A 24,077-nucleotide genomic window follows, 5' to 3' on the forward strand; every position below is an offset into this window, starting at 1 on the left:
TCGAATGAACTGGCCTTTGGAGGCGTTTCTAAGTTTTTTGGCAGCCGGCGCATTCGGCATCATTTTCAATATCCCCAGAAAAACGCTGGTTAGTTGCGGCCTTGTCGGGATGAGTGGTTGGCTTTTCTACCGGAGCTATTACCTTATGTTCGATGACCCGATCCAAGCGACATTCATCGGTGCCTTCATTGTCGCGATCGTCGCGCACATCTTGGCGAAGATCTTTAAGATGCCGATGATCATTTTCAGTGTCGCCGGCATCATCCCGCTCGTCCCGGGAAGCCGGGCATACAATGCGATGCGCAATATCGTGGAAAACGATTATGCCGAAGCGGTCGATTTTGCCGTGCAGGCATTGATGATTTCAGGCGCCATCGCCATGGGGCTTGTATTTGCCGAAGTGCTCATGCAACTGTATTTCAAGTATCAAGCGCGGCGCACCCAGAAAAAAATGGGCTTTACCCAGGAATAATCCATAATCAACAGGCTGTCTCCTTTGCGGGCGGCCTGTTTTTTTGTAGATAATAGTCTATACAGGATCTAACAATAGCGCCTCAATCCGATACTAACCCCGGAAAGTGATTCCCCCACTGGCCGGCAACTTGTAAAAAAAGCGGATTCCCGTAAACGCTACGCAACCAGTGAAATGTATTAGCTGCCAATCCAAAGCCCGGCAGCGGATGCCTGAGTGATGCTATCTCCGCTAATTTAAAATCTTTATGCCAAGTTTCCAATCCCGGCACAATAAAAAACCCCACACCACGGAATTTCCGCAGTCTGGGGTGGGAATGGCTATTTAAGCCATTTTTCGAGTTCCTGGGCATTCATCGGGCGGCTGATGATATAGCCCTGGATGCTATTGCAATCCATTGCCCGAAGCAGTTCAAGCTGTTCGTTCGTTTCGACGCCTTCAGCGGTCACTTGGAAATCAAGCGATTTGCCGAACTGGATCATGCCGTTGATCATTTTCTGCATTTTTTCCTGCTTCGTAATCGACTGGATGATGGTCCGGTCGATCTTCAACGAGGAAATCGGCAATAACAACATATAACGGAAGGACGCGTAGCCCGTCCCGAAATCATCCAATGCAAATTGCACGCCTTGCTGGTTCAGGCGGTTCATCTGCTGCATGATCGGGCGTTCGGCCTCCGCTTCAAGCGCGAACTTCTCCGTGATCTCGATCATGAGGGAATGGGGATCGCAATTATTCGCTTTCATTTGCTCGAGCAGCATGCTCGCCATATCCTTATCGCGGAATTCGCGGATGGAGGAGTTGATGCTGATGCGCAAATTGATGCCTTTCGCTTTCCAATCCTTTAGCTGCGCACAGGCGGTCTCCAATACGAAGCTGCCGATTTCATGGATCATGCCATTTTCTTCTGCAATCGGAATGAGTTCGTCCGGCGTCACGACACCGATTTCATCATCATTCCAGCGGACGAGCGCTTCCACGCTTTCGACGTTGCCGGTCGAGAGGTTCACTTGCGGCTGGTACAGCAATTGCAGGTTTTTCCGGTCCAGTGCGTGGACAAGGCGTTTTTCAATGAGCGCTTTCCGGTTCAGGCGTTCGTGGTCGTCTGCCGTCAAAGTGGAAATGGCACTGCCGCCGCGTTCTTTGACTTTCTTGATCGTCGCATAGGACGCTTTGATCAAATGGACGAAGCTTTGCTGGTCTTCGGGATATTTCGTGATGGCGCCACTGACGGTCAAAGGAACTGCCGTGCCGCCGATATAGATCGGGTGCTGCTGCAGATACGGCAGGAAGCCTTCGATGAACCAGTTCGGCAACGGCGTGATCAATGCGAATTCATGAAGCCCGGCGCGGGTGATCAATGAATCCGAGAAATACATGCGCAAGCGTTTCGTGAATTCGATGAGCAATTCGTTTTCAGTATCCGTATCCGATACATCACGCAAGGTGTAGAAACGGTCGATGTCTAGGAACAGGAAGGAGAAGTGGCGGCCTTCCTTAATATGTTCAGCGACGGCCTGTTCGAGGCGGTGGCGATTTTCAAGCCCTGTAATCGGGTCGATAAAAGCGATTTCCTCGAGGTGCTTCTGTGCATGCTTTGTTTCGGTAATATCTTTTTCGAGGAAAATATAATACGCATCTTCCTCTGATAATTGCATTGGGATCGCTGTCAGGTCGACCCAATAGGTTTCACCGTCTTTTGTCGCTTTTTTCGCTTCGCCGTTCCATACGTGCCCGTCCTTCAAGCTTTCCAGGATAGAATCGACAAACTCGAGGTCTTCTTCGCTGTCATGGAACATCTGCCAGACAGGTTTGCCGAGTACGCGTTTCGGGGTCCATTTGCTGAGCTTGAGGAAATGTGGATTCGCGTAGGTGACCAGGAACTCCTGATCGAAATAAGTCATCATGAACGAATCATCCAGCCCGTGGCGAAGATGGCTCAGTTCTCTTGCTGCCGAGTCAGCGCTTGCGATGTCATCGATTTCATAAATGGTCATGAGAAAACGCTCGCCATGCGATGTGAACGCTTTCGTAACGACCGTGGAATAGCTTTGGCCGCCGCTGCCAAGGCCGATTTCCATGTTTTCGAACCGGACAGGGTCTGAGCTTTCCAACAGCATTTCCCAAGGCTGCTTATGGAGTGCGGCTTGTTCGGGATTCATATAGGAAAAGGTTTGGCCTATAGCGGTTTCCGTATTTAGTTGAAAGATGCGTTCGGCATGCCCGTTGAACCAAGTGACGAGTCCTTCTTGATCGAAAATGATGATGGGGAAGGGAATATGGTTATATGCTAGGGTTTGTGCCAAAAAATCCTGCTTTTCACTCATTAACTGACGCTCCTTAACCGTTTTGTACTTTCATTATAAAGAAGAAAAGGTCTTTCGTCACCACTTTACAAAAATATAACACGGGAATTTTAGCATAGAAATTACACTATCCTTTTTTGCACTCTCATGAGAGAATAGGCATGATTCGATTGAAAATTGAGGGAAACGACCAATTTGTCCCGATTCCAAAGGATTTAAACGATAAAAAGAGCTGGAATAGGCCAATTCGTCACGGGTTGGTTTTTTCATATGGAAGGAGTGCTGGCGAATGGAACGTTTAAAAGGAGTATCCATGATACTGATAGGTGCAATGCTTTGGGGAGCGACCGGGCCGCTCATGGAATGGACGCTTGATGTCTACCCGATCACTGTGCCGTTTTTGCTGACCATCCGGCTGATCGTCGCCGGCATTGTGCTGCTACTGTTTTTGAAAATGAAGAAGGTGCGGGTGACATCGATTTTCCGGCAAAAGATATGGACACGCCCCTTATTGATCTTTTCAGTGGCCGGCATGCTCGGCGTCCAATATAGTTTCGTCGCAGCGATCGATACGAGCAATGCGGTCTTTGCAACATTGATGCAGTTTCTTGCGCCTGTCTATGTCATCGTCTTCGTTTCCATGCGCCTGCGCAAATGGCCGCCGGTCTATCAGGTGCTCGGCATGCTCGGCACGCTCGCCGGATTGTTTTTATTATTGACCGATGGGCGCCTGGATTCCTTGGCCATCAGCGGGGAAGCCTTGTTCTGGGGTGTTCTTGTCGGCTTGGCGTTCACGTTCTATACGCTTTATCCGGCCCGTCTGATGCAGGAATGGGGCGTTTTGCTGGTCGTCGGCTGGTCGATGCTGTTCGGCGGCATCTTCCTTGGGCTCATCAACCCGATTTTCCTTTCGGACGAGTGGGGGCTATTGGCGGACCCGACGCTCATCGTTGCGATCATTGCCATTATCTTGGTCGGCACGATGGCATTTGTGCTGTTCCTCAGCAGCATGCGGTTCATCTCCCCTGTAGAGACGAGTATTTTGTCTGCGATGGAGCCATTGACAGCGATGGCCATCTCGCTGGTCTGGTTCGGCCATTTTCTTTCACCGCTGCAGTTCGGTGGAGCTTTTCTCATGTTGGTTTTCGTGACATGGCTGTCTTTTGCCGGCAATGAAAAAAAAGCGGAAGAACGCTCGTGATCATAATTATTTAAAGAAGCATGCAGCAAAACGCTGTGTGCTTCTTTTATTTTGCCTTTACATCATTTCGTTCTTTAAGCATGACAAAAAAAGGGATATCTCTACCTGATATCTGAAAATTATGGCATACTAGTTTTAATTAAAGTTCGAGTTTCGAAATGTTCAGGAGGCACCTTTATGAAAACTGTTTTTTCCTACACTAAACCATATTCATTGCTGATCGGCGTCGCCTTGTTCCTGATGCTCCTGGAACTGACTGTCGAGCTCTTGCAGCCGCTGGTCATTGCGAGCATCATCGATGACGGCATCGTGGCTGGGGACCAGGACACGGTCATTCGGCTGGGCCTTGTGCTCATGGGGCTGTCATTGATCGCTTTTTTATCGGGCGTTGTCAATTCGTATTTTGCTTCCCACGTGTCCCATAGCTTTTCGTTCGATGTCAGGCGCGAAGTCTATGGGCGCGTCCAGTCTTTCTCGCTCGCGATGTTCAATAAGTTTCCTGCTTCCGGGCTCATCACCCGGCTGACGAGTGATGTGCAGCTGATCCAGCAGGTGCTGTATATGAGTTTGCGCATCATGCTGCGCGCGCCGCTGCTGGTGATCGGCAGCATGGTCATGGCGTTTGTCGTCAATGCGCAATTGGCGATTTATTTGATTATCGTTTTCCCGGTTTTGCTGGCGTTTTTATACTTCATGGTGAGAAAAGGCGTCACCTATTTCAGCTTTGTGCAGCAGCGGCTTGATAAAGTCAACCGCATGGTGCAGGAAAACCTGCAGGCGGTCCGGCTGATCAAAGCGTATTTGCGCGGCAAGTATGAAGCGAACCGTTTCTCGGAAGTAGCGGGCGCGCTCAAGACCGATACGGTCAAAGCGTTCCGCATCATGGAAATCATTTTGCCGATCTTGCTTTTTGGCATGAACGTATCGCTTCTGGCGGTTATCTGGTTCGGGGCTTTTGAGATCCGCAGCGGCGATGCGCAAATCGGTGAATTGGTCGCCATCGTCAATTATGCGATGCGCATGACCGGTGCATTTTCGATGTTTTCATTCATCATCATGGCCTTTGCGCGCGCCAAGGCATCTTCTGGCCGCATCGAGGAAATCCTTTTGGCAGATGATGGCGGCGAGGAAGCGCAAGGGGCGACAGCGCCAGTCGAGGAAGGGGCTGTCCGTTTTGAAGGGGTGTCCTTTACGTATCCAGGCACTTCGCGAAGAGTGCTTCAAAATATCAGTTTTGAGCTGGCGCCGCGCGAGAAACTGGCCATCATGGGCGCCACGGGATCCGGCAAGACATCCTTATTGCAGCTGATCCCGAGATTCTACGAGGCGACGGAAGGAAGCGTATCCGTGCACGGCCGCGATGTGCGTGAGTGGGACCTTCAGGATCTGCGCAAGACAATCGGGCTTGTGCCTCAACAGTCGATGCTATTCACCGGCACCATTTCCGATAATCTATCGTGGGGCAAAGAGCAGGCGGAGCTTCCTGAACTTACAGGGGCGGCGGAGAAGGCGCAAATTGACGAGACGGTCAGGCGTTTCCCGAAAGGCTATGAAACGCGCGTCGGCCAAAAAGGCGTCAATTTATCGGGGGGGCAGAAGCAGCGCTTGTCGATTGCCAGGGCATTGGTACGCAAACCGTCGATCTTGATTCTCGATGACAGTACGAGCGCGCTTGATGTGAAAACTGAATCTGCGCTATGGGCGGAGCTTGATAAGGAACAGGCGACAACGCTGCTGGTGACGCAGAAAGTGCGGACGGCGATGCGTGCAGACCGCATCCTGCTGTTGGAGGATGGCGTCGCATCAGCTTATGGCACACACGACGAACTATTGGAGATGTCTCCTTTGTATCGTGAGATTGCGCAGTCCCAGCAAGCGGAGGAGGTGGATGAATATGTTTGATGCAATTCGCCGGCCTTTTGGCTACGAGCCGGTATTGACGAAAGAAGATTTGAAGAAATCACCGGATAAAAAGAATGAACGCGCAAAAAACTGGAAATCCACCTTGCTGCGGATCTGGAAGCTCGTGGACGAACAGCGCACCTTATTGATCATCGTCCTGGCGCTTGTGTTTGTCAGTTCCGCGATGGCGCTGCTCGGTCCATTTTTGATCGGTTATATCATCGATACCTATATCGTTCCCGGCGAATTCGAAGGCATGGGATTGATCATCGGCTGGCTCATCATGGTCTATGTGCTCCATTCGGTTTCTCTCTATTTGCAGAACTACTGGATGGTCGGCATCGCACAGCAAGTCATCTATCAAATGCGCGCGGGGCTCTTTGGCCACCTGCAGCGCTTGCCGGTGTCGTTTTTCGATAAGCGCCAGCATGGCGAATTGATGAGCCGCGTGACCAATGATATCGAGAACGTTTCATCCACACTCAACACTTCGTTCATACAGGTGTTCTCGAGCATTTTGACACTGGCCGGGACGGCAGTGGTGATGGTGATGCTGAGCCCGATCCTCACGGTACTGACATTTATCATCATCCCGCTCATGTACTGGTCGATTCGCTGGATCACCAAGCGCACGGGCCGTTTGTACAAAGAACAGCAAAAGGCGGTCGGGGATCTGAATGGCATGATCGAAGAAACCATTTCGGGACAAAAAATCGTCAAGGCCTTTTCACAGGAAGACCGCGTCATGGATGAGTTTCTCGTCAAAAGTGAACGCCTCCGCCGCACCGGTTTCTGGGCTTGGACGTATGCAGGGTTCATTCCGAAAGTGATGAACTTTTTGAACAACGGCAGTTTCGCGCTGGTGGCGGGTGTCGGAGGATTGCTCGCCTTGAACGGCTCGGTCACGATCGGTGTGATCGTCATCTTCACTGAGTATTCCCGCCAGTTTACCCGGCCGTTGAACGATTTGGCGAACCAATTCAATACCGTGCTCTCGGCCATCGCCGGGGCCGAACGCGTATTTGCCATCATGGACGAAGCGGAAGAAGCGGACGATACGGAAAAGAACGCCGATAAGCGGCTTGAAGGAAAAGTCGAGTTCGATAATGTGTCTTTCAAATATGAAGGCGCCGAAGAAGAGTGGACCATCCGTGATTTGAGCTTTACGGTGGAAACCGGGCAGACGGCGGCATTCGTCGGCGCGACAGGCGCCGGTAAGACGACCGTCATGCAGCTATTGGCCAGGTTTTACGATGTCGATGAAGGCGAGATCCGCATCGATGGAACGCCAATCGGTGCGATGCCGCGGGAAACCTTGCGCAAGCAGATCGCTTTCGTCTTGCAGGACCCGTTCCTGTTCGAAGCTTCTGTCAGCGACAACATCCGCTACGGCAAGCTCGATGCGAGCGACGAAGAAGTGCTGGAAGCCGCGAAAAAAGCCAACGCCCACGACTTCATCTCCAAACTGCCCGAAGGCTATGACACGGTGCTGTCTGGCGACGGTTCGATGATCAGCCAAGGGCAGAAACAGCTCCTGTCGATCGCCCGGGCGCTTATCGCCGACCCGGTCATATTGCTGCTTGATGAAGCGACGAGTTCGATCGATACGGTAACGGAGCTGAAAATCCAGGAAGCGCTCGAACGCCTCATGGAAGGGCGCACGAGTTTTGTCATCGCCCACCGCTTGAATACGATCAGGAAAGCGGACCGGGTTTATGTCATGGAGCTCGGCAAATTGGTCGAATCCGGCAGCCAGGACGAGCTGCTGGAAAAAGGCGGCTTGTACGCCAATATGCTGGCAGATGCCAAATTATGATAAAACCTAAGCAGAAGGCGGGACCTTTCCCGGCTTCTGTTTTTGGATGGAAATGATGAATGGGGGATGAAGCCTTAATTTCGGGAATCGGGTGGCGGCTTGCGCTTTGGGCGGTTATGATAAGAAGAAAAGGGAAGGCGGGATGGAAATGGAATTGTCCCTGTCGATTGCGTCGTTTCCGCTTGATGCGGAGACTGCCGGGGAAATGGAACGGCTGATTGATGGCGAGCCGGAAGAATGCCGGACTTTGCTGCAGCATGAATTGTGGCAGAAACCGTTTGCGAAAGGATTCGCTGTACTCGCCTACACTGATAGCGGGGAATTGGTAGCCTGTGCGGCAGCGGCGGACCTGGTCGGCGTGCATCATTACGAATGGTCGGCGTTTGTTGTTCCGGATTACCGCCGGCTAGGGCTGGCAACGGCTTTGGCTGACGGTGTGCAGCATTCACTCGAACAGCGGGGGGCGGAAAGCGAACTCGCTGCTTTCACTGAAAACGAAGCAACGGATGCTTGGTTGATGGGCCTCGGTTATAACCGGTCTTTCCAGGAATTGCAGTTTGAAGCTGCCCCTCTTCCTGCTTACGAACTCGGTGGGGGAGTGGAGATTGTTCCGTATGAAGAAAAACATTTAGAACAATTGGGGGCCCTGTTGCGTGAGGCTTTTGATGAGTCGGTGCTTCCGGTACTTGAGCATAACCTGGCCGATCCGGAACGCCAGGTCTATGTGATGTGCCGAAATGGAAACCTTATAGCTACAGCTACCACGAGTACGGAAGAACAGGCCTTATGGCTGACGGCGCTTGCCGTTTCCCCGGAAATCCAGCGTTCAGGCTATGGGCGTATCTTTTTGTACTGGGCACGGCATCTAGCGCACGAGAAAAATTTAACGCGCGTATTGATTGAAGTCGAGACTGAAAACAGGGCCTGGCCAGTCTATGAAAAGGCGGGCTTTTCGAAACTCTATACGATTTCATATTGGCAGCGCCCGCTGCAATGAAAAACCGCCCGGCTGATGATCCAGCCGGACAGTTGAACTTTAGCGCTTATTGATTTGTTTGTTCGTAGTTTTTATCGGAGCCGTCAGCGTAATCTACTTCAATTTCGATTTTCTTGAAGCCGGAATCGATGCCGAAAGCTTCGACGACTTGGCTGATGACTTCATCATCCGGCGTGTCAGGGGTTATATCCAGCTGGGACAAGCCTTGTTCCATTTCATTGAAGGCCTCGTCGCCTGATAGGTCAACGCCGTCGATTTTGTTCTCATACTCGGCCTCTACCTGGCCGCGTTCTTCTTCGTAGCTAAGGTCCAGGGCGTCATCCTGTTCGGGCATATCGACATCGACAGACAAGTCGGTAAATCCGTAAGTTTCGCCGTCCGCAGTCCCTTCAGTCCCGCCGCTTGGAGAAGCATCTTCCGTCGATTCTTCTTCCGGTAATGTCGTTTCTTCAGGTGCCTCATCTGTTACAGGCTGCGTGACTTCCTCATCATCGCCGCAAGCCGCTAGGGCAAGTGTGGTGGACATGATAAGAACTGGGAAGAGCATTTTTTTATGGGTGGCCATAGTATACAAACTCCCTTTCAATTTTTAGTGTCTACCGCTCTATTCCCGAAATCCCGGAAAATAAGCCATGAAAACGACAAAAAAGTATCGTACGATAGGAATCAATAGTAGAGTCGAGCACAAGCTGAGTTTGAATGGAGCCATTTAAATGGACAAATACAAAAACGGCCAGAATATAGCCGCTGCAAACGAACAGAATATCCGCACCGATTTCAAGGAAAGCATGACCTACGGCGATTATTTGCATCTCGACAAGCTATTGTCGGCACAGGACGGCGTCAGCGGGCATCACGATGAATCGCTCTTCATCATCATCCATCAAGTGTCCGAATTGTGGATGAAGCTGATCCTGCACGAACTGTCGGCTGCCATCCGCCATATCGAGGCAGACGATCTGCAGCCGGCATTCAAGCAGCTGGCACGCGTATCGCGCATCCAGTCGCAGATCATCCAAGGCTGGGACGTCCTGTCGACCTTGACCCCTGCTGAATACCTGGAATTCCGGGATGACCTTGGCAATGCGAGCGGCTTTCAGTCCTATCAGTACCGCATGATCGAATTCGCGCTCGGCTACAAAACCAAGCATGTCTTGAGCATCTATGAAAAAGATCCGGTCTTGCACGCGCAATTAACAGAAGCGTTCCACGCACCGGGCTTGTATGATGCCGCCATCCAAAAATTGGCGCGCAGCGGATTCAAAATCGACGAAAGCGTACTATCGCGCGATGTCAGCACCGTATATGAACCGAATGACAGCGTCCGGGAAGCGTGGAAGGAAATTTACCGCAACGTCGATGAGCACTGGGAGCTGTATCAATTGGCGGAGAAATTGGTCGATATTGAAGATTGGCTGCAGCAATGGCGTTTCCGCCATATGAAAACGGTTGAGCGGATCATCGGTTTCAAACAAGGGACAGGCGGATCATCCGGCGTCAATTATTTGAAGAAAGTATTGGATCAATATTTCTTCCCGGAACTTTGGCAAATCCGGACAGACGTCTAAAAGCAGGGGGTTGGCTGATGGAAATTTTTGCGCATCGCGGAAGTTCGGGCACGCATCCGGAAAATACGCTGCCCGCTTTTATGGAAGCGGCAGCACTGCCGGTTCATGGCGTGGAACTGGACGTGCATTTATCGAAAGACGGTGAACTTGTCGTCATCCATGATGAAAAAGTGAACCGCACCACCAATGGCAAAGGCTATGTAAAAGACATGGCGCTTGGCGAACTGAAACAACTGGACGCCGGAAGCTGGAAAGCGGGCAATTGGCATGGCGCCACGATTCCATCCTTGGCTGAAGTTTTCGGGGTGTTTAAAGACACTCGCCATGTGCTGAATGTGGAGCTGAAAACGGACGTTTTCCCGTATGCGGGGGCGGTGGGAAAAGTGGCCAGGCTAGCGGCTGAACAGGAGATGGAACATCGTCTCGTCATCTCTTCATTCAACCACCTGGATGTGAGGGAAGCGGTCCATCACCACCAGTTGCCTGGAGCGATTTTGGCTTCCAATATTTTGGTGGATATAGCTGCTTATGCTCAGGCAGTCGGGACGAAACGGCTTCATTTGTCCTTGCCGTATGCGCTTCGCCACGGTGCCGAATTGATCGGGAAAGGTTGCGAGGTCTACGTGTATACCGTCAATCGCTTGGATTATGCCGAGCAATTGCAGCAGATTGGCGTCTCAGGCATCTTCACCGATTATCCCGAAAAAATGCTGCAGGAATTAAAATGAAGCAAGCTGCCTTCATCATATGGATTATTGGAGCGCTCATTCTGGGGGTTGCAGATACTTCGGGCTGGCCGTTGGTTGCAGGAATAATCCTGCTCCCTGCATTTTTTATCGGAAATCCTTGGTATAGCAGCTTTAGGAAGAAAACAGCGGAACACAAATAGAAAACCGCCTGATGGATGTCGGATTGACATCCATCAGGCGGTTTTTTTATAGGAAGTTAATTACCATTTCGCGTAATGCTCTTCTGCAGAACCTAGCAATTGATGGATTTTCAGTTTCTTGCCGTCTGCATAGCGGACATAGCCATTGTAATAGCCGAATAATTGATGGACTTCGGATTTCACAAGACGCGCATCCGATTTGGACACGCGCTCGTAGAATGGCGTGAATGTCAATTTGACATCGTCGGTCAGTTTCGTATGGATCAGCCACGGTTTTTTGAAATCTTCGGGATCGTAGCGGAAAATGACGTCTTCACTGATTTTGGTCATGCGCCCATTGACGAAAAAGGCATTTTCCGTCATGCCGGTACCGTCTGTCCACTTGCCCCCGAGATTCAAGCCGATCACTTTGCCGAGAGAGCGTTGGGAGGCCATTCCCCAATTCCAGACCGCTTCACGCGGCCAGACGCCCCGGCCATAGTCCAATACCGAAAAACTGTCCAATTCATCGAATTCATAGCGCTTAGCCCCGATCTGGACCGTTCCAGTTGTCGGCAGGGCGTGATGTTTTGCAGTGAACTGGAAGGTTTGGCGATTCCATGGAATCACGACATTCAATGATTCCATGTCTTCCGGATGGGCAATCGTCAGCGAAGCATGCAATTTTTCGCCGTCGAAATCAGGCACGGTCACTGCCAATCGGGTTTTGCCATCTTCATAGATGGAATGGACGGACATGTCCGAATGGTGGAACAGTGAGTTGTCCAATACGCTTTGAGACAAACGCAGGCTCCTCGAATACGGTACCATGACCGTCTTTTCGAAAAAGCGCTGCGTTTCATAGTTAAGGAAATAGACAAAGCAGACAGCTGCATAATCCAAGTGGCAGATGGTGGCCGAGAAAACGATCTCATCGCCGAATACGCACCAATAATTCCATTTTTTCTTGCGCAGGAAATTGCCTTTCAGGTTGCTTTCGACTATGGGCTTTTTTGCATAGCCGATGGCGCTTGGATTCAATTGGCCTTTGGCATCACATAATTTAACGTGTTCTGTAAGTTCCCGTTCAACATGTTGCATCGAATCCACCTCACTGTCTTCATATGCCCTTATTGTATCAGAAATCCCCAGATTTTCCCGGGGAAATGCTGCAAGATGGGGCCAAAGGCCAACTCTGCCTTATACGTGCGCAGGCGGCCTTCTCCACATGAATGCCAAGGTGCCTTCTCCGGCATGGACGGCCAGAGAGGAACTCAAGTTGCCGATCAGCACTTCCGCTTCAGGCGCGAACTTCAAAAGTTCCGCCTTCAATTCTTCGGCCTGTTCAGGGATATGGCCGTGCATGATCTGGAAATAATTGATGCCATATTGTTCGTGGTCGGCTTTGGCGCGTTCCAGCAAATAAGAGAGCGCTTTCTTATGGGAACGCACTTTGTCGATCGGCTCAAGCTCGCCTTTCTCCGTGATCTGGACGATCGGCTTGATCTTTAGGACGCTGCCGATATAATACTGCGCACCGCTCATCCGGCCGCCTTTATACAATTGGCTCAAATTGCCGATCAGGATGAAATTGCGGAAATTAGCCGTTTCCTGCTCCAGGCGCTGGGTGATTTCTTCAGCAGAAAGCCCTTGGCCCTGAAGTTCCAAACCGCGTTCGAGAAGGCCGGATAGCCCGTATGACAAAGCGAGGGAATCGACGGTATATACCTTAAAATCCGTCATTTCCGCGCCGGTCATGGAGGATGCGATCGTGCCGCTCAACTTGGCCGAGGCATGGACAGCGATGGCGCATTCATATTCCTCTTTCAGCTTTTCATAAAGTTCGGCAAATTTCCCCGCGGAAGGCTGGGAAGTTTTCGGGAAATCCTTCGAACTTTTCATGCGTGCGTACAATTCATCGTTTGAGAGGTCGATGCCGTCATCGATAAATTCTTCCGAGCCGAAATGGATATTCAACGGGACGATATAGACATCGGGGTGCGATTTGAATTGTTCTGTCACGTAGCCGGTTGTATCCACAATCCATGCAATTGGTTTCTTCATCTATAAAACCCCTATCTATTGAGTATTTTGAATAATAAAACTATAACACGGATAATAATATGGTCCTAGTATTCTGGGAGAAAAACCTGCAACAGCGAAACGGTCATGCCTTATTCGCTGGAAAACGTTTTTCCATGGAAACTTTTAAATCAGCTTTGTGGCGTATCACGATCACAATAATCGCGACAAACAGCGGCCAGACAACCGGCTGTACTTGCAAAGCGAAAGCGACGGCGAAAAATGCGCTGAATCCTGCAAGCATCGATAACGTGGCGCTTTTGAGCCACGGGTAGAAAGCGAATGACAAGACGAGCATCGCCAAGAACAAATCGGGCGTAAGCCAAAAAGCGACCCCGGCAAAAGTTGAAATGCCCTTGCCGCCGCGGCCTTTGCGCCATAGCGGATAGATATGGCCGATAACGGCAAGCAACCCGGCGACAGCCACGGACAATAAAGAAAATTCCAGCCAAAATCCTGCCCACACGACGACTGAACCTTTCAGGAAGTCGCCGAGAAACACCAATAGGGAGGACTTGCGCCCGAGGACGGCCAATGCATTGCGGGCACCGGGATTCCCGCTGCCTGAAGAAGCCAGGTCTACACCTTTCCATTTCCCTATCCACAATGCAGTCAAAACAGTGCCAAGTAAATAACTGCCTATCCAATACAAAATAACCATCTTATCCCTCCAGCAAATAAATGCAAATTCATAAAAATAGCCTCCCCAAATCGGGGGAGGCTATGAAAATTATTGGGCTAATTTTGATGCTTCGAACAAATAATCGCTGATGACGCGAAGCCCTTTATCGAAGTTTTCCAAATGGAAATGTTCGTTCGGCGCGTGGAAATTTTCCGATGCCAGCCCGAAGCCCATCAAGACGACGGGGAACCCGAGAATTTCATCGAATGCGGCGACGATCGGGATCGAGCCGCCCATGCGCGTGAAGGCGGTCGGCACTTGGTACACTTTTTCATAGGAGCGGCCCGCCGCCTGGATGGCCGGATGGTCATATGGCGTCAGGAATGGCTTGCCTTTATCGAATTCGGTGATGTCGACCGTGACACCCGCTGGCTTATGCGCTTCAACATGCGCTTTCAGCTTGGCGATGATGTCATCCGGATCTTGGTCAGGCACGAGGCGGCAAGTGATCTTAGAGCTGGCTTCTGCCGGCAAGACGGTCTTGATGCCTTCCCCGGAAAATCCGCCGGTGATGCCATTGACTTCGAGCGTCGGGCGGATCCATGTGCGTTCGACGAACGAATAGCCTTTTTCGCCGAAATCTTCCGTAATGCCGATTGCCTGTTTTTCATTTTCCAAATCGAAATCAAGCGCGGCGAATTCCGCGCGTTCCGCGTCCGAGACGGGACGGACATCGTCATAGAAGCCTTCCACTTGGATGACGCCTTCTTTATCGCGAAACGATTCAAGGATTTCCACGATGGCGTGGAGCGGGTTCTGGACAGCGCCGCCGTAAAGGCCGGAATGCAGGTCGCCTTTGGGGCCTTTGACGTCGATCTGGATGCCGGCGAGACCGCGCAGCCCGTAGCAGACAGCCGGTCGCCCGGGGCCTTGCATGCCTGTGTCGGAAATGACGATGATGTCAGCCGACAGTTTTTCTTTATTGTCTTCGACGTATTTCGGCAAGCTCGGGCTGCCGATCTCTTCTTCGCCTTCAAGGATGAATTTGATGTTGACGGGAAGTTCGCCGTTCAAATCAAGCAAAGCTTCGACTGCTTTCATATGCATGAACACTTGGCCTTTATCATCGCTTGCGCCGCGTGCATACAATTTATTGTCACGCACATGCGGGTCGAAAGGCGGTGTTTCCCATAAGTGGAGCGGGTCGACCGGCTGGACATCGTAATGGCCGTAGACGAGGATTGTCGGTTTCCCTTCGGCGTGGAGCCAGTCGGCGTAGACGACCGGATGGCCATCGGTTTCATCGATGCTGGCATTTTCAAGGCCTGCTTTCGTCAATGATTTAATAAGCCATTCCGCGCCTTTTTGCATATCCGCTTTATGTTCGGAAAGGGAGCTGACGGATGGAATGCGCAGAAAGTTTTTCAATTCTTCGAGATGGGCCTGGCGGTGATCTTTGAAGTACTTATCGATTTGTGTGGCGTTCATAAAATCCCTGCTTTCCAGTATTTTTAGTATGTGGAAATTATAGCATAGCTAAGTTGTCCTTTTCGACAAGAGGAAAAATGCTGTGGTATTATGGATAATACGGAAACAGTTCGAAAAAATTTGATATGTATTTTACTGGAGGAAGTAAATTTGTTTATAGCATTGGCATTATTTCTGATCATGTCGTTTTTCCTGTCGGGAAGCGAAACGGCACTCACGGCGGTTAATAGGATGAAGGTCCATCTTCGCGCGGAGCAGGGGGATATCAAATCCCAGAAGCTCGAAAAATTGATCGCGAAGCCGGACCGGATGATCACGACTATTTTGATCGGTAATAATATTTCCAATATCATGCTGCCTACGCTCGTCACGACCATCGCCATTACGGAAGGATGGGAGGTCGGATTGGCGACAGCCATCTTGACGGTTGTCCTCATCATTTTCGGTGAAGTTTTGCCGAAGACCATTGCCGCGACTTTTGCGGATAAAATCGCTTATATCGTTGCGCCTATCATTTCATTCCTGGTGGTTATCTTTAAACCGTTGACGTGGCTGCTTGCGCAGTTTACGAATATCTTCATCCGCATCATCTCCAAAGGCAGCGTCAAAGAAGCGACGATGACCAAAGAAGAGCTGCGCACGATGGTCGATATTGCGTCGACAGAAGGAACCTTTGAAGCCGACGAATCGGAACGTATCAAAGGGGTGCTCGACTTTCCACATAAAGACGTGTCGGATGTCATGTCGACACACCGCACGGACACGGTCGGCATTTCCATAGAGATGACCTACGAAGAAGTCCGCGACTTGATTTTGGATTCTTCATATACGCGTTACCCTGTCTATGAAGAAAGCATGGACAATGTCGTTGGGTTGTTCTATTCCAAAAAACTCATCGAATGGTCGATGAACCCGAACTTGACCTTAGCGGAATTGATGGATGACAATCCATTATTCGTCGTGCAATCGGTGAGCGTCGAAAAAGTATTCAAATTGATGATGGCAAAGAAAAAGCATATGGCTGTCATCTTGGACGAGTACGGTGGAACGCTCGGGATCGTCACGCACGAAGACATTATCGAGGAAATGATCGGCCAGGACATTGAAGACGAGACGGATGCCGAAGACGATGAACTGGTCTTTGAAATCAACGACAGCCAATTGTCATGCCATGGCCGCCTGGAAATTGAAGATGTCAATGAAATGTTCGGAGTCGAAGTGCCGGAAGACCATGACACGATTGCTGGCTTTGTCATGCAGCAGCTTGGCCATGTGCCGGAAGTCGGCGAAGAATTCACTTACGAAAACTTGCACGTAGTCGTCAATGAAATGGACAGAAACCGCATCGAGCGGCTGACGATCACAAAACTCGCTGAACCTGAAGAACGGGAAACGATCAGCGAAAACGCAGCCAAAAGACAATAAGCAAAAGTCGTCCCGAATGTGGGGCGGCTTTTTTATTTCTTACAACATTGTAAGGAGACTGAAAGAGGGAACGATAGAGCGTAAGCCGAAACTCAGGCACAATAAGGGCATAAGATCACCGGACGGAGGTAACACCGATGGAAGAGCTATATGCCGAATATAACCGCTATATCTATCATTTATGCCTGAAACTTACCCGCAACAAAGCCGAAGCAGAAGACTTGATGCAGGAAGTATGGCTGAAAGTAGTACGCTACGAATCATCAATCGCTGAAGTCGACCATGCCAAAGCCTGGCTGACGACCATTTGCATGAATACATTCCGTGACCGCTACCGCAAAAACGTGCGCCGCAGCAAACACATCGCCAACCAGCCGGAAGGGCTTGACGTCTCGCTGCTGGATTTGATCCCAACCGATGAGACCGGGACAGCTGAATTATTGGAAAAACAAGATGTCTCTGTCATGATCCGCCACAAGATTTCGGAACTGGATGCGATTTACCGGACGACGATCGTTTACTTTTACGTCCATCAATATTCACTCGTTGAAATCGCAGAGACGATGAAAGTATCGATCGGTACGGTGAAATCCCGCCTGCACCGAGGCAAACAGCGCTTGAAAGACATGCTCATGGAAGACGTAAGAACACGCGAATACGTCGTAATTGCCTAATATACTCCGAACCCCAGCCGAATAGTGGCTGGGGTTTTGATATGGAAAATAATAACTGATATTTTTCTGTGGCCCTTCCGCTTATAATGAAGCAAAGGGGCGGGAACTTAATGAAAAAAATCAAGAATTACAGCAAGCGTCGACGCATTATCATGGGTGTCGTGGGAGTGCTTGCTGCGCTGTACATAATTGTCATCATTTGGCATACGTTTAAACCCTTGCCGGAAGGCGTGTCATTCGCAGGCGAGCTGCACAGTGCCGAGCAAGTGGAGATGATTTATGACCTCAGTTTTGCGCAGGATAAAAACGGCAAGGGCTTGCAACATGAAATGAGGATTTTTGATGAAATTAACGGTTTGATCAATCGGGCGGACGAATTTTTAGTCCTCGATTTTTTCTTATTCGATAATTTCAATGACCAGGACGAAGAGTTTCCTGCCATTGCGGAACGTTTGGCCGATCACTTGATAGCAAAAAAGCAGGAAAATCCGGATTTTCAAATTTATTTTATTTCGGACCCGTTGAACACGGGTTATGGGTCGTACGACAGCCTCCTTCTTTCTGCACTTGAAGCGGAAGGGATAGAAGTCATCCTGACAGACCTCGACAAATTACGCGATTCGATGCCGCTGTATTCAGGGCTTTACCGTGTGATTTTCCAATGGTTCGATATCGACGGAAAAGGCTGGATAAAAAATGGGATGTCGAGCGATGCTCCCGATATGACACTCTCGTCCTATATGAAGTTGATGAATGTTAAGGCGAATCATCGCAAAACCATCATTTCTGAAAAAGAGGCGATTGTCAGCTCCGCCAATCCGCATAACGTAAGTGGCTTCCACGGCAATATGGCTTTTCGGGTGAGCGGGCCTGTACTAGACGATATGCTCGAAGCTGAAGAAGCGGTATCCCACATGTCTGGAGGCCCCGATTTCCCGCGGGCACAGGCGCCTGAACAGCAGGGAGAGTACGGTGTTCAATACGTCACCGAACGCCAAGTGCAAAAAGCTTTGCTGGAGCATATCAATGATACCGAGCCGGGCGACAGCATCCGCATGGCCATGTTTTATTTGTCCGAAAGCGATATTATGGACAGTTTGGTCGAGGCTACCAACCGGGGAGTGGATGTCCGGCTCGTGCTGGACCCCAATGCGAACGCATTCGGAAACGAAAAGACCGGGTTGCCTAACCGCCCCGCGGTCCACGAAATGCGCGCCGCAACCGATGATGAAATGCAAGTGCGCTGGTACAACGCTGTGATCGGGCAATTCCATACAAAAGCGACAATGATCAAGAAACAGGAAGAAACGGTCATTGTCAGCGGAGCAGCCAATCTGACAGAAAGGGCCTTAAGGGATTATAACCTGGAAGCGGATATCCTGATCAAAGCGCCGACCGACAGCGAACTGGTCGGGGATCTCAACACTTATTTCGACCGGCTTTGGGACAATGAAGATGCTCTTTATACGCTGGATGTAGAAGAATATCAAGACGACTTCACCTTCTGGCAGCGCGGCATCTATAACTTCCAAAAACTCTTCAAGCTGACGACTTATTGAAAATAAATAAGTAAGTAATATGAGAAACAGAGTAAGTATGAATAGCTTGTGCTATTCGACTGCGTTCCATGGGCACGCTTTCCGGAGGGCTCGCATTGAGCCGCTTCGTCGCTGCGCTCCTGCAGGGTCTCAATTGTCTCGCTGATCCTCCCGGAGTCGGCCCCTTCCACTCCGTCTCTATTTTAGAGCGAAAAATCATTTCTTCGGTCCACTCAGAAGAAGTTGTGAAAAAGCACTACACTCTGTAACTTGCTTCATTCAGATAGAAGGAAATGATGTCACGATTCTCCACTCACATAATAAAAAACCTTCTATTCAATAATCTGCTTGCCAGTCGCTAGATTCAGGGAAGCGATTCCCCCGCTAGCCGGCAACTACCTAAAGAAGCAGATCTATTTAAACGCACCGGAATCAATGAAATCTTCAAGCCGGCCAGCGCCAAGGGTGAGCCGATGCAATAAGACAGGCGTTTTTCCTGGCTTATTGCAAGAGGCCAACCCAAAGCCGGGCGGCGATTAATAAGCTGAAGCAAAATAAAGGTTAGGAACGAGTCCACAATCAAACTCTAATATCTCAGTCGAAACTAGACCAGGGAAGCGATTTCCACACTAACCGGCAACTCGTACAGAAGCAGATCTGATTAAACGCACCCCCATCAATGAAGTCTTCAAGCCGGCCAGCGCCAAGGGTGAGCCGAAGCAGTAAGTGAAAGCTGCATCCAATCATCATATAAAACGGCTTGCTCAACTTTCGCTACGCTCAAGCATCACAGATGAATTGGCTCAACTTCCTTTCGCCAATTCATTACTGCCAGAGGCCAACCCAAAGCCGGGCGGCGACTAGTGAGCTGAAGCAAAATGGAGGTTGGGAACGATTCCACAAACAAACTCTAATATCTCAGTCGAAACTAGACCAGGGAAGCGATTTCCCCACTAGCCGGCAACTACCTAAAGAAGCAGATCTATTTAAACGCACCGGAATCAATGAAATCTTCATGCCGGCCAGCGTAAAAGGGTGAGCCGATGCTGTAAGACAGGTGTTATTCCTGGCTTGCGGCAAGAGGCCAACCCAAAGCCAGGCGGCGACTAGCGAGGTGAAGCAAAAATAGAATTTAGGAACGATTCCACACACAAAATTCCGCATCAAAAAACCGCTGCACACGAAATTTCACGTGTGCAGCGGTTTTTAAATTTATTCTTCGTTCTGCTTGCCGGCTTCGATCCATTCCTCGACGTTCCAGACTTTCGTGGCAAGGCCGTCGTAGAAATCCGGTTCGTGGCTGACGAGAACGATCGTGCCTTTGTAAGCTTGCATTGCACGCTTGAGCTCGGCTTTCGCATCGACGTCCAAGTGGTTCGTCGGTTCATCGAAAATCAGCCAATTGCTTTCTTCGAGCATCAATTTGCACAAGCGCACTTTCGCCTGCTCGCCACCGCTCAATTGGTTCATCGGGCGGCCGATATGTTCGCTCTTCAATCCGGTGCGGGCAAGGGCGCCACGCACTTGGCCCTGGTCCATCGAAGGATAGGCATCCCAGATTTCATCGATCGGGCGGTGCGTCGGTGCCTTCACTTCCTGTTCAAAATAGCTAGGCGTCAAATATTCACCGCGGATGACGTCTCCGTCAAGCGGCTTGATCTTGCCGAGCATCGTCTTGAGCAAAGTCGATTTCCCGACACCGTTCATGCCGACGAGCGCGATTTTTTCGCCGCGTTCGATCATGAAGGACAAAGGCGGCAACAAAGGCTTGTCGTAGCCAATGCGCAGGGCTTCCGCTTCAACGACATAGCGGCTTGGGCTGCGTGTTTCCTTAAAGGAGAATTGCGGTTTGGCCGCCATTTCCGGTTTTTCGATGCGGTCCATGCGGTCCAATTGCTTCTGGCGGGATTTCGCGCGTCCCGTCGTCGAAGCACGCGCTTTGTTTTTGGCGATGAAGGTCTCGGTTTTCTTGATCATGTCTTCTTGTTTCTCGTAAGCCTCGAGATGCTGCTTTTTCGCCAGTTCCGCAAGCTCGATGAACTTTTCGTAAGAGGCAGTATAGCGGTTCAGGCGGGAGAATTCCAAATGGAAAATGACGCCGGTCACCGAACTCATGAATTCCGTATCATGCGAAATGAGCAGGAAAGCATGCGGATAGTTCTTCAAGTAATTGACGAGCCATTGGATATGTTCTTCATCCAGATAGTTGGTCGGCTCATCCAGCAATAGCACTTTCGGTTTTTCCAGCAAGAGTTTTGCTAGTAGCAGCTTGGTCCGCTGTCCGCCGGAAAGGGATTCAACGCTGCGTTCGAGACCGATGGCGTCGAGCCCGAGCCCGCGTGCAATTTCTTCCACCTTGACGTCCAAAGTATAGAAATCGCCGGCATCCAGTGCATCCTGGACTTCAGCCATCTGCTCGAGCAAAGCTTCGAGCTGTTCCGGATCGGCGTCGCCCATTTTCATGGCGATGTCGTTCAATTCTTTTTCTTTTTCATAAAGCGGCAAGAAGGCATCCTGCAAAGTTTGGCGGATGGTGCGTCCAGGCGCCAGCTGTGTGTGCTGGTCCAAATAGCCGTAATGTGTCTTCGGTTGCCATTCGACTTTGCCTTCGTCATGGATTTGCTTGCCCGTCAAAATATTCATCAGTGTCGATTTCCCGACGCCATTCGCCCCGACAAGCCCGACATGTTCCCCTTCGACTAAACGAAAAGAAATGTCATTGAATAAAGTACGGTCACCGAATGTGTGGCTCAGGTTTTCTACTGTCAATAAACTCATGTATATGTTCCTCCACTTTCCATAAAAAAAACCGCGGTTAAAGTTCCGCGAGTTTTTTGTTTAATTCCGCAAGACGCTGTTCCATTTTTTCAAGCCGTTCTTCGGCTTTATCGACCATTTTATGGTGGCCGGTCGTTTCCAGTTTTTCAATATCACCCTGTTGGCGTACGTAATCGCTCTTCAGTTCGGCGATGGCGTATTCGATTTCCTGCTTGTTCAACAAAATCACCCTAGTTTTTCTCTGTATTGTACCACAAATAGAGAAAATTTAAATCGATACGCTCGGCTTCTCGCTTTCATTGCGCACTATAACTCCTTTATAATAACAAAAAATGAAAAAGGAAGTGAGATGCCATCGACAGTTTATTGTTTGATCTCATGTTAATTATTTTCCTCGGCGTTCTGTCGCAATGGATCGCCTGGCGTCTCCGCCTTCCAGCGATTGTGTTGATGTCGATTGCGGGGTTATTGATCGGCCCGATTTTCGCCGTGATTTCCCCGGAAGAGAGTTTCGGGGAATTATTCCGGCCGCTTGTGTCGCTAGCTGTTGCCATCATCCTGTTTGAAGGCAGCTTGAACTTGAATTTCAAGGAGATCCGCGGATTCAATAAGCCGGTGTGGCGGATCGTTACATTCGGCGCTTTGCTTGCCTGGGCAGGCGGGACCTTGGCTGCGCATTATGTAGCCGGTCTTTCGTGGGCAGTTTCGTTCGTCATCGGCGGCTTGTTCATCGTGACCGGCCCGACTGTCATCATGCCGTTGCTTCGCCAAGCCAAGCTGAAATCCCGGCCGGCAGCCTTATTGAAATGGGAAGGCATCATTGTCGACCCATTCGGTGCATTACTGGCTTTGTTTGCGTTCCAATTCGTGTTATTTGCAGAAGGGGATGTAACGGCTGCAGCATTCGGCCTATTCTTCCTGGCATCGCTGTTTGCGACGGTAATCGGCGCAGGGGCAGGGCTTGGGATGGGCTGGATGTTCGAGCGCGGCCAAATCCCGGAATTCCTTAAATCGCCGATGGTGTTCGGCGTCGTGCTGTTGACATTTGTCATCTCGGATATCGTGATGCACGAAACCGGCTTGCTAGCGGTTACGGCGATGGGGATGGTCATGGCGAATATGAACATCACCTCGATCAATGACATGCGCCATTTCAAAGAGACAATGTCCATTCTCTTGATTTCCAGCGTGTTCTTGATGCTGACGGCTTCTCTCAGCATGGATGTGCTGTTCGAAATCTTCAATTGGTCCATCATTTCATTTGTGTTGGTCATGTTATTTATCGTCCGGCCGCTATCCATCTGGCTGGCGACCATCGGTACCGACTTGAGCTGGCAGGAAAAAGCCCTGGTCGGGTGGATCGCCCCGCGGGGCATCGTCGCGTTGACTGTCTCGGGGTATTTTGCCAGTGTCTTATTGGATGCCGGATTTGAAGATGCGGAACTTTTGACCGCGCTGACCTTTGCGCTCGTATTCTCCACGGTAGTTGCGCATGGATTTTCCATCACCTGGGTCGGCCGCAAATTGGGTTTGGCTTCAGCGGAAGATCCAGGGATCATCGTCATCGGGGCCACCAGGTTCACGACTGCGATGGCGAAAGCCCTGTATGATATGGAGAAGAATGTGCTGCTCGTCGATGATTCCTGGGGCCGCCTGCAAAAAGCGCGCCAGATCGGGATCAAGACCTATGTGGGGAATATCCTTTCCGAACATACGGAATATGAAGTGGACTTGACGCCATACGAGAAAATGATCGTCGCGTCGGAGACGGATTCGTTCAACGCGCTTGTCGTCAATAACTTCGTGCCGGAAATGGGGCGCATCAATTTGTTCCAGACGGCGCTTCATCAAGGCGATCCAGACGATTTCCATTCCTCATTGAGCGGCAGGATCCTCTTCACGGAAGAGTGGAACATCCATGCACTCGATGAAAAGGCAGAGCAAGGCTATGCCATCCGTTCCACGAAGTTGACTGAGCGCTTCACTTATGAGGAATTCAATAAGAAGTGGTCAGCCAATACGATTCCGTTATTCATAGAAACGGCGCAAGGAAACATTGAGTTCTTCACGTCCGATAAAGTACTGGAACCGAAGCAAGGCGATACCATCGTCAGCTTCACAGGGCCAGAGCGCGATTCCGACCGCATCCAGGAGCGCCTGGAAATGAAGCGCATCAAAAAAGATTCTCAGACTAAAGAATGAAATCTTTCATTATAAGCCCTATCGATACGCAAGGGGAATGTGTCTTTGCTATGATAAAGAATAGCTGCAGCAAGCACTGCACCAGATAAATCAATAGGGAAGGGCAGTTTCAGTTTCGCTGCCTGCTTATATGTAGTC

19 protein-coding genes are annotated in these 24,077 nt (G+C 50.3%); 11 read left to right on the plus strand and 8 right to left on the minus strand.

From position 1 onward, the window contains the following. Positions 1-4: 4 nt before the first annotated feature. Positions 5-472, plus strand: coding sequence for a threonine/serine exporter family protein (locus DP119_RS01825; RefSeq protein WP_112230312.1), 468 nt, complete (start codon positions 5-7; stop codon positions 470-472). Positions 473-792: 320 nt separating this feature from the next. On the opposite strand, the gene DP119_RS01830 is transcribed toward DP119_RS01825, so the two are convergent. Continuing rightward, positions 793-2,799 carry a sensor domain-containing protein gene (locus tag DP119_RS01830; protein ID WP_112230314.1) on the minus strand — a complete coding sequence of 669 codons (2,007 nt, stop codon included), beginning with the start codon at positions 2,797-2,799 and terminating at the stop codon, positions 793-795. A gap of 268 nt (positions 2,800-3,067) precedes the next feature. Between DP119_RS01830 and DP119_RS01835 the strand changes: the two genes are divergently transcribed. From DP119_RS01835 to DP119_RS01850, 4 genes are all read left to right on the plus strand, one after another. Further along, positions 3,068-3,979, plus strand: a complete 912-nt coding sequence (locus DP119_RS01835) for a DMT family transporter (protein ID WP_112230316.1) — start codon at positions 3,068-3,070, stop codon at positions 3,977-3,979. A 177-nt stretch (positions 3,980-4,156) separates the two neighbouring features. Beyond that, positions 4,157-5,881 carry an ABC transporter ATP-binding protein gene (locus DP119_RS01840; RefSeq protein WP_112230318.1) on the plus strand — a complete coding sequence of 575 codons (1,725 nt, stop codon included), beginning with the start codon at positions 4,157-4,159 and terminating at the stop codon, positions 5,879-5,881. Next, complete coding sequence (locus DP119_RS01845; protein ID WP_112230320.1) at positions 5,874-7,697, plus strand: ABC transporter ATP-binding protein; 1,824 nt, start codon at positions 5,874-5,876, stop codon at positions 7,695-7,697. The genes DP119_RS01840 and DP119_RS01845 overlap by 8 nt, the downstream gene beginning before the upstream one ends. A 142-nt stretch (positions 7,698-7,839) precedes the next feature. After that, positions 7,840-8,694, plus strand: coding sequence for a GNAT family N-acetyltransferase (locus DP119_RS01850; protein ID WP_240616357.1), 855 nt, complete (start codon positions 7,840-7,842; stop codon positions 8,692-8,694). Between the two features lie 46 nt (positions 8,695-8,740). Here the strand turns inward: DP119_RS01850 and DP119_RS01855 are convergent, their stop codons facing one another. Next, complete coding sequence (locus DP119_RS01855) at positions 8,741-9,259, minus strand: YusW family protein (RefSeq protein WP_112230322.1); 519 nt, start codon at positions 9,257-9,259, stop codon at positions 8,741-8,743. Between the two features lie 148 nt (positions 9,260-9,407). Between DP119_RS01855 and kynA the strand changes: the two genes are divergently transcribed. Next, a complete protein-coding gene (kynA, locus tag DP119_RS01860; protein WP_112230324.1) occupies positions 9,408-10,262 on the plus strand; it encodes a tryptophan 2,3-dioxygenase in 855 nt (284 codons plus the stop codon). Between the two features lie 17 nt (positions 10,263-10,279). Further along, positions 10,280-10,990, plus strand: coding sequence for a glycerophosphodiester phosphodiesterase family protein (locus DP119_RS01865; protein ID WP_112230326.1), 711 nt, complete (start codon positions 10,280-10,282; stop codon positions 10,988-10,990). Positions 10,991-11,211: 221 nt separating this feature from the next. Here DP119_RS01865 and DP119_RS01870 read toward each other — a convergent pair whose 3' ends face one another. The 4 genes from DP119_RS01870 to DP119_RS01885 form a co-directional block, all read right to left on the minus strand. After that, a complete protein-coding gene (locus DP119_RS01870; protein WP_112230328.1) occupies positions 11,212-12,231 on the minus strand; it encodes a DUF2804 domain-containing protein in 1,020 nt (339 codons plus the stop codon). A gap of 99 nt (positions 12,232-12,330) precedes the next feature. Continuing rightward, a complete protein-coding gene (locus DP119_RS01875; protein WP_112230330.1) occupies positions 12,331-13,194 on the minus strand; it encodes a DegV family protein in 864 nt (287 codons plus the stop codon). Positions 13,195-13,297: 103 nt separating this feature from the next. Next, positions 13,298-13,873 (minus strand): glycerol-3-phosphate acyltransferase, encoded by a 576-nt coding sequence (locus tag DP119_RS01880; RefSeq protein ID WP_112230332.1) that lies wholly within the window; start codon positions 13,871-13,873, stop codon positions 13,298-13,300. A 69-nt stretch (positions 13,874-13,942) separates the two neighbouring features. Continuing rightward, positions 13,943-15,322 carry a dipeptidase gene (locus DP119_RS01885; RefSeq protein WP_112230334.1) on the minus strand — a complete coding sequence of 460 codons (1,380 nt, stop codon included), beginning with the start codon at positions 15,320-15,322 and terminating at the stop codon, positions 13,943-13,945. A gap of 150 nt (positions 15,323-15,472) precedes the next feature. Here DP119_RS01885 and DP119_RS01890 point away from each other — a divergent pair, with 150 nt between their 5' ends. The 3 genes from DP119_RS01890 to DP119_RS01900 all read left to right on the plus strand — a co-directional run bounded on the left by DP119_RS01890 (position 15,473) and on the right by DP119_RS01900 (position 18,980). Then, complete coding sequence (locus DP119_RS01890) at positions 15,473-16,747, plus strand: hemolysin family protein (protein WP_112230336.1); 1,275 nt, start codon at positions 15,473-15,475, stop codon at positions 16,745-16,747. 137 nt (positions 16,748-16,884) lie between these two features. Beyond that, positions 16,885-17,421 carry an RNA polymerase sigma factor gene (locus tag DP119_RS01895; protein ID WP_068870191.1) on the plus strand — a complete coding sequence of 179 codons (537 nt, stop codon included), beginning with the start codon at positions 16,885-16,887 and terminating at the stop codon, positions 17,419-17,421. A 110-nt stretch (positions 17,422-17,531) separates the two neighbouring features. After that, entirely contained in the window at positions 17,532-18,980 is a 1,449-nt protein-coding gene (locus DP119_RS01900; RefSeq protein WP_112230338.1) for a phospholipase D family protein, read from the plus strand. 1,191 nt (positions 18,981-20,171) lie between these two features. Here the strand turns inward: DP119_RS01900 and DP119_RS01905 are convergent. Next, a complete protein-coding gene (locus DP119_RS01905; RefSeq protein ID WP_112230340.1) occupies positions 20,172-21,737 on the minus strand; it encodes an ABC-F family ATP-binding cassette domain-containing protein in 1,566 nt (521 codons plus the stop codon). Positions 21,738-21,774: 37 nt separating this feature from the next. Beyond that, complete coding sequence (locus tag DP119_RS01910; RefSeq protein ID WP_112231896.1) at positions 21,775-21,957, minus strand: SE1832 family protein; 183 nt, start codon at positions 21,955-21,957, stop codon at positions 21,775-21,777. Positions 21,958-22,115: 158 nt separating this feature from the next. On the opposite strand from DP119_RS01910, the gene DP119_RS01915 reads away from it, so the two are divergent. Beyond that, positions 22,116-23,939 (plus strand): cation:proton antiporter, encoded by a 1,824-nt coding sequence (locus DP119_RS01915; protein WP_112230342.1) that lies wholly within the window; start codon positions 22,116-22,118, stop codon positions 23,937-23,939. Positions 23,940-24,077 lie beyond the last annotated feature (138 nt).

This window comes from Planococcus maitriensis, from assembly GCF_003289925.1.
Lineage (GTDB): Bacteria > Bacillota > Bacilli > Bacillales_A > Planococcaceae > Planococcus > Planococcus maitriensis.